The organism is Lentzea aerocolonigenes (genome assembly GCF_000955955.1).
GTDB lineage: Bacteria > Actinomycetota > Actinomycetes > Mycobacteriales > Pseudonocardiaceae > Lentzea > Lentzea aerocolonigenes_A.
Genome location: NZ_JYJG01000229.1, coordinates 1 through 13,364 on the forward strand (window position 1 = coordinate 1; position 13,364 = coordinate 13,364).

The window sequence follows — 13,364 nt, forward strand, 5'->3', positions numbered from 1 at the left end:
GCCCGGCGCTTCCAAGATCACGTGAGCGTTGGTGCCGGAGAGGCCGAAGGACGAGACGCCGGCGCGGGCCGGGCGGCCGGTGGCCGGCCACGGGGTGTTCGAGGTGAGCAGCGAGACGGCGCCCGCGGACCAGTCGACGTGGGACGACGGCGTGGTGACGTGCAGGGTCTGAGGCAGCAGGCCGTGCTGGAAGGCGAGCACCATCTTGATCACGCCGGCGACGCCCGCAGCGGCCTGGGTGTGGCCGAGGTTCGACTTGATCGCGCCCAGGTAGAGCGGGGCGCCGGTGCGGTCGCGGCCGTAGGTGGCGAGCAGGGCCTGCGCCTCGATCGGATCACCCAGCTTGGTGCCGGTGCCGTGCGCTTCGACGGCGTCGACGTCCGAAGTGGACAGTCCTGCGTTCGCGAGAGCCTGGCGGATGACGCGTTGCTGGGCCGGGCCGTTCGGGGCGGTCAAGCCGTTCGAGGCGCCGTCCTGGTTCACGGCCGAGCCGCGCACGACGGCCAGAACGGTGTGGCCCTGCCGCAAAGCGTCGGACTGGCGTTCGACCACGAGCACGCCGACGCCCTCGGCCCAGCCAGTTCCTTCGGCGTTGTCGGAGAAGGCGCGACAACGGGCGTCTGCCGCGAGGCCGCCCTGGGCGTTGAAACCGGCGAAGTTCATCGGTGTGGACATCACCGTCACACCGCCGACCAACGCCATCGTGGACTCGCCCGATCGCAGCGACTGAGCGGCCAGGTGCAGGGCTACCAGCGAAGAAGAGCAGGCGGTGTCGATCGTGAGCGCGGGACCCTCGAAGCCGAAGGTGTAGGAGAGGCGCCCGGAGATCACCGCGGCGGCGAGACCCGTGGAGGCATGACCCTCGACGTCACTGCGCGCACGCAGCACAAGGTTCGTGTAGTCCTGTCCGTTCGTGCCGACGAACACGCCGGTCTTGGAGCCGCGCAGCGTGGCGGCGTTGATGCCCGCGTGTTCGACGGCCTCCCAGGCGACCTCAAGCAACTGGCGTTGCTGCGGGTCCATCGCGAGTGCTTCGCGCGGCGAGATGCCGAAGAACGCCGGGTCGAACTCCGCTGCGCCGTAGAGGAACCCGCCCTCGACCGTGCCGCCCGCCGCCAGCGCGTCCTGTTCCCAGCCGCGGTCGGTCGGGAAGCTGGCGATCGCATCGGTGCCGTCGGCGAGCAGCCGCCACAGGTCCTCCGGCGTCGAGACACCACCGGGGAAGCGGCAGGCCATGCCGACGATCACGATCGGGTCGTCCGCGGCCGCGATGGCCTGCGCCGACACGTCGAGATCCGCGCCCTCGCCGGTCAGTTCGGCCAGCAGATGCTCGGCCAGTACGAGCGGTGTCGGGTAGTCGAAGATCAACGTGGCGGGCAGCGTCAGACCGGTGGCCGTTGCCAGGGCGTTGCGGAGTTCGATCGCGGTCAGCGAGTCGAAACCGAGCGCGCGGAACTCCTTCTCCGCGCCCACCGCGTCGGTGTTCCCGTAACCGATGACCTTCGCCGCCTCGCCGCGCACGACGTCGACGATGATCCGCACGCGCTCGGCGTTGGGCAGCCCGCCGAGCTTGGCGAGCAGACCACCGGCGACGATCTCGCGCGCCGCCGTGCGTCGGCCCGCCCGCACGAGACCGCGCATGATCGCGGGGACATCGCCTTGCGCCGTACCGCCACCAGAAGCGAGCGGGACGAGCAGCGACTCGCCGGAGGAGATGGCCGCGTCGAAGAGTGCGAGGCCCTGCTCGACGGACAGCATCGGCATGCGCCGCAGGTCCGCATCGTCCAAAGTGGACGTCATACCTGTGTCCCAGGCACCCCAGGCCAACGACAGCGCGGGCAGGCCGAATCCGTGACGGTGCGCGGCGAGGGCGTCCAGGAAGGCGTTGGCGGCGGCGTAGTTGCCCTGGCCGGCGGCGCCCATCACACCGGACACCGACGAGTACAGGATGAGCTGCGCGTCGCCGGCGAGCTCGTGGAGGTTCCACGCGGCGTCGACCTTGGGGCGCATCACGGCGGAGAGCCGCTCGGGCGTCAGCGAACCGATCACGCCGTCGTCCAGCACGCCCGCGGTGTGGATGACGGCCGTCAGCTGCACGCCGTCGAGCAGTTCGGCGACGGCGGCGCGATCCGTGACGTCACAGGACTTCACCTCGACATCGGCGCCCAGCGCGACCAGCTCATCGCGCAAATCGGTTGCACCAGGGGCGTCGAGGCCGCGGCGGCTGGCCAGCAGCAGCTTGCGTTGTCCACGGGTCACGAGGTGTCGGGCGATGACGGCGCCGAGCCCACCGGTGCCACCGGCGATCAGGACGGTGCCGGACGAATCCCATTCGCGCACAAAGGTTTCGGTCACACGGGCGAGCCTGCCCGCGAAGACCTCACCCGCGCGCACGACGACCTGGGTCTCCCCCGCGTCGATCAGGCCGGCGAGGCCGGGCAGCAGCGCCTCCGACTCGGGGGCGTCGTCGAGGTCGACGAGCAGGAACCGGCCGGGGTTCTCGGTCTGAGCGGACCGCACCAGACCCCAGACCACGGCCGCCGCGACGTCGTCACCGGTGACCACGCCGCGCGTGACGAAGACCAGCCGCTCCTCGGCTTCCTGAAGCGTGGCAAGCGTTTCCGCCGCCAACGCGTGCGCCGAGGCTGGTGACTGCTCACCCGTCACGTGCACGAGCGTCGCGTGACCGGGCGTGTAGGTGACGGGCACCCAGTCGAGGCGGAACAGCGAGTCGACGCTCGTCTGCTCAGTGAGCTCGCCGAGCGGCTCGAGGGTCACGGACTCGGCTGCCAGCACAGGCTCACCGGCGACATCGACCGCGTTCAGTGCGATTCCACCGTCCACAGCGGACATCCGAACCCGGACGACCTCCGCGCCGCTCGCGAACAGCGAGACGCCCTGCCAGTGCGCAGGAATTCCTTCGAGACCGAGGAACGCCGCCGCGTGCGTGGCCGCGTCGAGCAGTGCCGGGTGAACACCGAAACCCTTGGCGTCGACGGGCAGCGCGATCTCGGCGAACACCTCCTGGCCTCGTCGCCACGCCGCGCGCAGGCCCTGGAACGCTTCTCCGTAAGGCGTTTCGTCGTAGAAGCCGTCGAGGTCGACGACGGTCGCGCCCTTCGGCGGCCACTCCGTGTTCTTGGCCGGGATCGAAAGGCCTTGTCCCAGCCGGCCGTTCGCGTGCTCGGCCCAGTCCTGGTCGCCGCGCCGCGCGTGGAACCGGAACGCGCCATCGCGCCCGACCTGGAACTGCACCTGCACGGAACCGCTGTCCGGCAGCACCAGCGGCGCGACCTGGGTGAACTGCTCGACGCGCTCGTAGCCCGCGAGGTCAGCGGCCCGGAACGCCAGCTCCAGCACGCCCGCGGTCGGGAACACGACGTGATCCGCGAGCCAGGATGTCCTGCTCAGCGTGCCGGTGAGGATGAGCTCGCCGGAGCCCGCGACGGTCATCGCCGCGCCCAGCAGCGGATGGCCCGCCGGGGTCAGGCCGAGGCCGGTGGCGTCACCGCCCGCACTGACCGAGACGGACGGCCAGTAGCGGTCGTGCTGGAACGCATAGGTGGGGACATCGACACGCTTGCCATTGGGGTAGAACGGTTTCCAGTCGACTGCGACGCCTGCGACGTGCAGTCGTGCGAGCGCGGTGATGAACGCGGTGCGCTCATCACGATCCTTGCGCTGCGCCGGGATGGCGCTGTCGACCAGTGCCGCGAGAACGCCGTCGGGGCCGATCTCCAGGAATGTCTTGTCTCCCAGTGCCTTCACCGCGTCGTGGAACCGGACGGCGTCGCGGACGTGGCGGACCCAGTACTCGGGGTTCGTCACGTCACCGGCCATCGGGATCGCCGGGCTGTGGAAGGTGATGCCGCTGATGGCTTCCCGGAAGTCGTTGAGCATCGGGTCCATCAGCGGCGAGTGGAACGCGTGGCTGACGGCCAGCTGCTTGGTCTTGCGGCCTTCGAAGTGCTTGACGAGCGCGAGGGCTTCCTTCTCCGCGCCCGCGATGACGAGCGAGTCCGGTCCGTTGATGGCGGCGATGGAGATGCCCGGTGTCAGGTGCGGCGTGACTTCGTCCTCGGTGGCCTGCAACGCGATCATCACGCCGCCGGTCGGCAGGGCCTGCATGAGGCGCGCGCGTGCGGTGACGAGCTTCGCCGCGTCTTCGAGGCTGAACACGCCCGCGATGTGCGCGGCGGCGATCTCGCCGATCGAGTGGCCGGTGACGTGCGCGGCTGTGACCCCGTACGACTCCAGCAGCCGGTAGAGGGCGACCTCGAACGCGAACAGAGCGGGCTGCGTGTTGCCCGTCTGGTTCAGCGCTTCCTCATCGCCCCACATGACGTCGCGAAGTCCGGGTTCAAGGTGCTGCAGGACCTCGTCGAACGCCTCACGGAATACGGAGAACGCCTCGTACAACTCCTTGCCCATACCAACGCGCTGCGCACCCTGCCCGGAGAACAGCAGCGCCAACTCGGTCCGCCGCGCCAGCCCTGCCGCGATCTCAGCCCCGTCCAGCAACACCGCGCGATGCTCGAACAACGCGCGCGTCGTCGCCAACGAGAACCCGACATCCACCGCGTCACCATCGAGCGCGCGCACCCGCTCGGCCTGCGCGGCGAGAGAGGCCTCCGACTTCGCCGACACCACCCACGGAATCGATCCCGATTGGCTGGCCCCCTGGGGGAGCCGGGTCCCCACTCCAATCGTCTCAGGCAGGTCTGACAATTCCGGGGCGGACGGGCCTTCCAAGATCACGTGGGCGTTCGTGCCGGAGACGCCGAAGGATGAGACGGCAGCGCGTGGCGCCCGGTCGGAGGAGGGCCACGCAACGGCTGTGGTGGCGAGTTCGACCGAACCGGTGGTCCAGTCGACGTGTGTGGATGGGCTCGACACGTGCAGAGTGGCGGGCACTACGCCGTGCTGCATCGCGGCGACCATCTTGATGATGCCCGCGACACCGGCGGCGGCCTGGGTGTGGCCGATGTTCGACTTCACCGAACCGAGCAGCAGCGGTGTGGGGCGGGGAGCGCCGTAGGTGGCGAGGAGGCTGCGGGCCTCGATCGGGTCGCCGAGCGGGGTGCCGGTGCCGTGCGCTTCGACGACGTCGACGTCGGAGGGAGACAGGCCGGCGCGGTCGAGGGCGGCACGGATGACGCGTTGCTGTGCGCGGCCGTTGGGAGCCGTGAAGCCGTTGGAGGCACCGTCGGAGTTGACGGCCGAGCCGCGCACGACGGCGAGAATCGGGTAGCCCGAGGCGACAGCGTCAGACAACCGCGCCAAAGCAAGAACGCCGACGCCCTCGGACCAGCCTGTGCCGTCTGCGTCGTCGGAGAAGGCCTTGCATCGGCCGTTGCGCGCGAGTCCGCCCTGTCGCGAGAACTCCACCAACGAGCCCGGTGTGCACATGACGTTGACACCGCCGGCCAGCGCCAGCGAGCACTCCCCCGCGCGCAGGGCGTGCACGGCCAGGTGCAGTGCCACCAAGGACGAGGAGCAGGCGGTGTCGACGGTCAGCGTCGGGCCTTCGAGGCCGAGGGCGTAGGAGATGCGACCGGACTCGGCAGAGGCCGCGATGCCCGTGCCGACGTCGCCCGTCGCGTCGTCGAGGCCGCGGATCAGCAGGTGCTCGTAGTCCTGGCCGTTGGTGCCGATGAAAACACCGGTGCGTGAGCCGCGCAGTGAGGTCGGGTCGATGCCGGAACGTTCCAGCGCCTCCCACGACGTCTCGAGCAGCAGGCGTTGCTGCGGGTCCATCGTGACGGCCTCACGCGGCGAGATGCCGAAGAACGCCGGATCGAAGTCCGCGATGCCGTGCAGGAACCCGCCCTGCACCGAGACGCTGTGGCCGCGCTCGTCGACGCCGCTGCCGAGCAACGCGTCGACGTCCCAGCCGCGGTCAGCCGGGAAGCCGGTGATCGCGTCACGCCCGGACGACACCAGCTCCCACAGGTCCTCCGGCGAGCTGATGCCGCCGGGGAAGCGGCACGCCATCCCGATGATCGCGATCGGTTCGGTGGCGGCCGCGACGAGCTGCCTGTTCTGCTTGCGCAGCCGCTCCGCCTCCTTCATCGCGGCGCGGAGAGCCTCGACAACCTTCTCGCTGGAGGTACTCATTCATCAGCTCCGTCAGTCCAGCCGGACACGGTCTTCCCGTCAGCAATTCCAGCAGCCGAAGCGGTAGCGATTTCCTCAGAAAAAAACGGCCGGCCACCCCGAGGGGCAGCCGGCCGTCGACACCACCGCGGTCAGTCGGCCTGACCGTCGAGCGCCGCCTGGATCAGGTCGTCGACGCTCATCTCGTCGATGTCCTCGTCATCCTGAGCCGCCGTTCCCTTGCCGATGAGCTGCATCAACGGCTCGAGCACGCCGATCTCGCGCAACTGGGCGAGCGGCACCCGCGCCAGCAGGTCGCGGATCTCCGTCTCCTCCGAATCACCCGCGGCGGCATCCGGGATCAGCTCGGTCAGCACATGCGTCGCGAGCTCTTCCGGTGACGGGTGGTCGAACACGAGCGTCGAGGCGAGCGACAGGCCCGTGGCGGCGTTGAGCTGGTTGCGCAGCTCGACCACCGCGAGCGAGTCGAACCCGAGGTCGCGGAACGGCCGGTCCGGACGCACGGCGTCGACATCGGCCTGACCGAGCACCTCGGCCGCCCGCGTCCGCACCAGCTCCAGCACTTCGTCGAACCGCTTCGCCGCAGGCAGCCCCAAGAGCTTCTCCCGGAACGCACCCTCCGCGACCGGGGCCTCCACAGTGGACTCCGTCGCGAGTTCACGCAGCAACGGGTTCGGGCGGAACCCACCGGAGAACCGGCCCTTGTCCACCGCCGCCACGACCGCCGTGGGCAGCCCCTCGCCGACGAGCTGTCGAAGCGCTTCGCACGCCAGGACGGGATCCATCGAAGCGATTCCGGCACGTTTGGCGTTGGCCAGGGCGTCCTCTGTGTCGGCCATACCGCCGCCGCCCCACGCGCCCCACGCGATCGACGTCGCCGCGAGGCCCTGGCCACGCCGGCGGTCGGCCAGCGCGTCGAGCATCGCGTTCGCCGCCGCGTAGTTCGACTGGCCGGGGCTGCCGACCGACGACGACGCGGACGAGAACAGCACGAACGCGTCCAGGTCCGAAGTCAGCTCGTCCAGCAGCAGTGCCGACGTGACCTTGCTGCGGAACACCGCCTCGAACCGCTCCGGCGTCATCTTGTCGAGCACGCCGTCGTCGATGACGCCCGCGGTGTGGACGACGCCGGTCAACGGTCCGGGGATCGCGGAAAGCACCGCTTGCAACGACTTCCGGTCCGCGACGTCACAGGAGGCGATCGTGACGTCGGCACCGAGGCCCACCAGTTCGGCCCGCAGCCCGGCAGCACCGTCCGCCTTCAGACCGCTGCGGCTCAGCAGGACCAGGTGCTCGGCGCCGTTCTGCGCGAGCATCCGGGCGACGTGGCCGCCGAGCGCTCCGGTGCCGCCGGTGATCAGGACGGTGCCGCGCGGCCGCCATTCCCGCGCGGGAACAGCTGCCGGTGCGGCGACCAGGCGTCGTCCGAACAGGCCGGTGGAGCGGACCGCGACCTGGTCTTCGCCGTCGAGTCCGGAAAGGACGGACGTGAGCCCGTTCGCGACCCGGTCGTCGATCACGCCCGGCAGGTCGATCAGACCACCCCAGCGTTCCGGGTGTTCCAGGGTCACGACCCGGCCGAGGCCGTGGATCGCGGCCTGCGTCAGGTCCTCGAAAGCCGTGCCGTTGACGGCGACTCCGTCACGGGTCACGCACCACAGCGGCGCCGTGATGCCCGCGTCGCCGAGCGCCTGGATCAACGCGGCGGTCAGCAGCACGCCTTGCGGCGCGCTCGTCTCACCCGCGTCGGCACGTCCGAGCAGCGACAGCACACCGGCGAACGACGTGCCGAGCGACCTCAGCCCAGCCGCGATGGCTTCACGGTCCGCAGCCACGACGTCAAGCCGCACGACGCTGGTACCGAGAGAGTCGATGACCGCGTCACTCCACTCGTCAGCTCCGGCCGTGACGACGAGCCACGTGCCGTTCAGGTCACCTGACCTGCGTGTGTCCAACGGCTTCCACGTGATGCGGTGCCGCCAGCTGTCGATGAGCGCGAGGTCGTTGCGCTGCTTGCGCCAGTCCAGCAGTGCGGGCAGCACCTGTTCCAGCGCGCCGGTGTCGACGCTCAGGACGTTCTGCAGCGACCCGAAGTCCTCGCCCTCGACCGCCGCCCAGAACGCCGCGTCGTCGCCGGCCGGTGCGGCGGGCCGCGCCGTGCTGACCATCGTCGACGGCCAGAACCGCTGGTGTTGGAACGCGTAGGTCGGCAGCGTGATTGCCTTGCCGGCACCGAAGAACCCGGCCCAGCCGACCTTCACGCCGCGGACGTGCAGGCGGGCGAGCGCCGAGACGATCGACTGCTCCTCGTCGCGGTCCTTGCGCAGCACCGGAATGCCGCCCTCGACCAGCCCGGACAGCGTCGCGTCCGGCCCCAGCTCCACGAACGTCGTGACGCCGCGTTCGGTGAGCGTCCGCACGTTGTCCGCGAACCGCACTGCCTCCCGCACGTGCCGGACCCAGTACTCCGCCGACGTGACATCGCCTTCCGCCACCACGGGAATCCGCGGCTGGTGGAACGTCAGCGATTCCACAGTGGACCGGAACTCGTCGAGCATCGGGTCCATCAGCGGCGAGTGGAAGGCGTGCGAGACGCGCAAACGCTTGGACTTCCAGCGTTCCGCGATCGCGACCACGGCGTCCTCGGGTCCGGCGATGACCACTGAGTCCGGACCGTTGACCGCCGCGATCGCCACGCCGTCGGTGAGGTGCGGCAGCACAACGTCCTCGCTCGCCTGCACCGCGACCATCGCGCCGCCCTCGGGCAGGGCCTGCATCAGCTTGGCGCGCACGGTGACGAGCTTCGCCGCGTCTTCCAACGACAGCACTCCCGAGACGTGGGCCGCCGCGATCTCGCCGATCGAATGCCCTGCCAGGAAGTCGGGCTTGAGCCCCCACGACTCGGCGAGGCGGAACAGCGCGACCTCGACCGCGAACAGCGCGGGCTGCGCGGTGCCGGTCAGGTTCAGCGTGTCCTGGTCGTCGCCCCAGATGACGTCCCTGAGGCTCGGATCGAGGTGGCTCAGGATCTCGTCGAACGCCGCAGCGAACACCGGGAACCGCGCGTGCAGCTCACGGCCCATGTCGAGGCGCTGCGAGCCCTGGCCGGCGAACAGGAACGCGAGCTTGCCGGAGCGCGCCACCTCGTCCCTGATCACCAGCGGGTTCCGGACATCCGACGCGATCGCCGCGAGCGCGTCGGTCAGCTCCTCGCGGCTGCTCGCCAACACCACCGCACGCTGGTCGAACGAGGCCCGCGTGGTCGCCGCCGAACGGGCGATGTCGATCAGGTCCGCGTCGACGTCGAGCAGGCGCGCTGCCTGGTCACGCAGCGCGGCAGGCGTCCGCCCGGACACCAGCACCGGAACCACTCCAAAGTTATCCACAGATCGCCCAGCGGCCCCTTGACCAGCACTTTCATCCGGTACGCTGGAAAATGGGGGGATCCCCGAGCCGGGCGCTTCCAAGATCACGTGGGCGTTGGTGCCGCTGGCGCCGAAGGACGAGACGGCGGCCCGGCGTGCGCGGTCGACGGCAGGCCATGAGGTGCGTTCCTGCAGCAGCTGGACCGCGCCGGTGCTCCAGTCGATGTGCGAGGACGGCGTCTCGGCGTGCAGAGTGCGCGGCAGCTCGCCCGCCCGCATCGCCATCACCATCTTGATCACGCCCGCGACACCGGACGCGGCCTGCGTGTGGCCGATGTTCGACTTGACCGCTCCCAGCAACAGAGGTGCGGAGCGGTCCTGGCCGTAGACGTTCAGCAGCGCCTGCGCCTCGATCGGGTCGCCGAGCTTGGTGCCGGTGCCGTGGGCCTCGACGGCGTCCACATCGGACGGACGCAGCCCGGCGGCCGCCAGCGCCTGCCGGATGACCCGCTGCTGGGCGGGTCCGGACGGGGCGGTGAGGCCGTTCGACGCGCCGTCGGAGTTGATCGCCGACCCGCGCACGACCGCGAGCACCTCATGACCGTTGCGAACAGCGTCCGAGAGCCGTTCCAGGACCAGCATGCCGACGCCTTCGGCCCAGCCGGTGCCGTCGGCGTTGTCGGAGAACGCCTTGCAGCGGCCGTCCTCCGACAGCGCGCCCTGAGCGCTGAACTCGATGAACCCGACCGGCGTCGACATCACGCACACACCGCCGGCGAGCGCCATCTCGCATTCACCCGTGCGCAGTGCCTGGGCAGCGAGGTGCAGCGACACCAGCGACGACGAGCACGCGGTGTCGATCGAGACCGTCGGCCCCTGCAGGCCGAACGTGTAGGCGAGGCGACCGGACAGCAGCGACGCGGACTGCGCGGTCTGCCACTCCAGGCCGGTTTCCTCGGCCGACGGCCGGTATTCGCCGCTGCCACCGCCGACGAACACACCGGTGACGCTGCCGCGGATCGTCGCGGGGTCGACGCCGGCCCGTTCCAGAGCCTCCCAGGCCGTCTCGAGCACGATGCGCTGCTGCGGGTCCATGACCATCGCTTCACGCGGCGAGATCGAGAAGAAGTCCGGGTCGAAGTCCGGGACGTCGTAGAGGAATCCGCCGCTGCGGGTGGCGCTCTGTCCACTGTAGAGGGAGGTGAGGTCCCAGCCGCGGTCCGCGGGGAAGTCGCCGATCGCGTCGCGGCCGTCGAGCAGCAGCTGCCACAGGTCTTCCGGTGACCGCACGTCGCCGGGGTAGCGGCAGGCCATGCCGACGATCGCGATCGGTTCGTCGGTGGCCGTCCTGACCGCGTATTCGACCTCGTCCGCGCCGCCGACGAGTTCGGTGAGCAGATGCTCGGCGAGCTCGTTCGGCGTCGGGTAGTCGAACACCAGCGTCGCGCTCAGCTTCAGGCCTGACTCGGCCTGGATCTGGTTGCGCAGGTCGACTGCGGTGAGCGAGTCGAAGCCGAGGTCGCGGAACGGGACGTCCGGCTCGATCGCCTCGGTTCCGTTGTGGCCGAGGACAAGTGCCGCCTTCTCGCGGACGAGGGCGAGCAGCGCGCCGTGGCGTTCGTACTCGGGCAGCTTCGCCAGCGTCTGCTTGAGGACCGGCTCGTTGACGGGCTTCTGCTGCTGGAACGCGCTGAACAGCTTGTTGGACTGCTGGAACGTGCTCCAGTCGACATTCGCGACGACGACGTTCGTCCGTCCACTCGCGACAGCATGGTGCAGCGCGACGAGGGCGTGCGGTGCGTCGAGGACCGGGAGGCCGCTCATCCTCAGATGTGCGGTCATGCTCTGGTCGGTCGTGCCCTCCCACGGCGCGTACGCGATGGAGGTCGCCCTGAGACCACGGGCTTTCCGTTGCCTGGCGAACTCTTCGACGATCGCGGAGTGCGCGGCTTGTTGCTTCTGGCCGCGGAAACCCCATGTGCCGGCGACCGAACCGAAGATCACGAACGCTTCCAGCTCGCGGTCGCCCAGCTGTTCGTCGAGCTCCCGGAGCGAGTCGACGCCGCCGAGGTGGATCACGGCGGTGACGTCGTCGGTGAGCGTGTCGGTGGTGTTCGGCAACGTCTTGAGCTGCTCGCCCATCGGGCCCTCAGCGCCGACCAGCAGGATCTGGCCGGTCGGGGTCCACGGGGTCGTGGCCTCGATGCGGCGCAGACGTGGCACGAACGCACCTTCGTCGCGGAAGGCGATTTCCTGCTCGCCGCGCGGAATGGCCCACGTGTCGGTTTCGACGCGGATCAGGCCGCCCCAGCGTTCCGGCTGCTCCAATGCGGCGACCCGGCCTTCACCCCAGACAGCGGGTTCGCTGCTGACACACCACAGCGGGGCGGTGATGTTGTTGGCTTCCAAGGTGTTCAGCACCTCGAACGGACTGGCGCCGGTGGTCGAGATGACACCCGCGTAGTCGCCCGGCGCGAGTTCGGTCACCGTCGCGCCCGCGAAACCCGTTGCGTCACCCAGGACGAGCCAGGTGCCGTCCGTCGTGGTCGGGGCGTTGTGCTTCTCCCACACCACTTCGTAGAGCCAGTCGTCCGTTGTGGACTTCGACGTCGTCGTGGGCCAGTAGCGTTCGCGCTGGAACGCGTAGGTGGGCAACGGGATGCGCTTCGCTCCGGTGCCCGCGAAGTACTGCCGCCAGTCGATGTCGGCGCCGCGGACATGCAGGGTGCCGAGCGCGAGACCGAACGCGCTGACCTCGTCGCGGTCCTTGCGCTGGGTCGCGACGGCTCCGTCGACCATGGCCGCGAGCACGCCGTCCGGGCCGATCTCGACGAACGTGTCGACGTTGCCGAGGCTCTGGACGTTGTCGTGGAAGCGGACCGTGTCGCGGACGTGGTTCACCCAGTAGTCGATCGTCGTCACGTCGCCGGTGGTGGCGATCGGGATGCGGGGCGCGGTGAAGGTGATCGTGCTGATCGCTGCGCGGAAGTCGTCCAGCATCGGGTCCATCAGCGGCGAGTGGAACGCGTGGCTGACGGTGAGCTGCTTGGTCCTCTCGAACTTCTTGGCGATCTTCGCGACGCTCGCCTTGTCGCCCGCGATGACGATCGACGCCGGTCCGTTCACCGCCGCGATCGAGACCTTCTTCGACTTGCCGATCTGCTTGGCGACTTCGGCTTCGGTGGCGAGGACGGAGACCATCGCGCCGCCGGACGGGAGGGCTTGCATGAGGTTCGCGCGTGCTGTGACGAGCTTCGCGGCGTCTTCGAGCGTGAGCACGCCGGCGATGTGCGCGGCCGCGATCTCGCCGATGGAGTGGCCGGCGACGTGGTCGGGCAGCACGCCGAGGCTCTGGACGAGCTTGGCGAGCGCGACCTCGATCGCGAACAACGCGGGCTGCGTGTTGCCCGTCTGGTTGAGCCTCTCTTCGTCCTCGCCCCAGATGACGTCCTTCAGGGCCGGGTCGAGGTGGGCCAGCGCTTCGTCCAGCGCCTCGCGGAACGTCGCGAACCGCGCGTACAGCTCGCGGCCCATGCCGAGGCGCTGCGAGCCCTGGCCGGTGAACAGGAACGCCGTGGTGCCCGCCCTGCGCGCCACACCGTTCGCGACCTCCGCGCCGTCGATCAGCAACGCCCGGTGCGCGAACTGCGCGCGCGTCGTCGCCGCCGAGAACGCCAGGTCCAGCTGGTCCGCCTCGACCGCGCGGATCCGGTCGATCTGAGCGCGCAGAGCATCGGAGGACTTCGCCGAAACAACGACGGGGGCCCCCTTGGGGGGACGCGAGGTCCCCACTCCAATCGTCTCACTCGAGGCCGACGGTTCCGGGTCGGCAAGATCGACAACTGCCGAGTTGTCCACAGGCGCCGAGTTGTCCACAGATTG

Annotated in this window: 1 protein-coding gene and 1 pseudogene; both read right to left on the minus strand. The window is 69.8% G+C overall.

The window, feature by feature from the left end; all coding sequences use genetic code 11:
- The coding region (locus UK23_RS27900) for a type I polyketide synthase (RefSeq protein WP_045314630.1) at positions 1-6,117 on the minus strand (6,117 nt) is incomplete at its 3' end.
- Positions 6,118-6,248: 131 nt separating this feature from the next.
- A pseudogene (locus UK23_RS27905) lies at positions 6,249-13,256 on the minus strand (type I polyketide synthase); the annotation flags it as partial.
- Positions 13,257-13,364 lie beyond the last annotated feature (108 nt).